The following is a 251-nucleotide window of genomic DNA, read 5'->3' on the forward strand; positions in this document are numbered from 1 at the left end:
GAATCTCGTAGCGCGTTTCCACGTTCGCCCCCGTGGCGTCACGCGCCCAAGCGGCTCCAATTCCGTACAAGTTGATTTGCCCATCGTCGTCGAACCGATAGGCCCAGTACGTCCCGTCCGCGGCCTGGACCGGAACATAGCCGTTACCCAGGTGATAGCTGAATTCGTGACTATCGCCGCTATCGTGGATCACGGTCTGGATACGGACACGATCCGACTCCAGGACTTGAGCGGCGACGTCAGCGCCCCCG

1 protein-coding gene is annotated in these 251 nt (G+C 61.4%); it reads right to left on the minus strand.

Annotated elements, in window-relative coordinates; all coding sequences use genetic code 11:
* Positions 1 to 251 (minus strand): hypothetical protein (locus ACZ3GY_RS24510; RefSeq protein WP_465912402.1); only part of this gene is annotated, 251 nt, incomplete at both ends.

This window comes from Pseudomonas sp. PME37.24/006, from assembly GCF_055556635.1.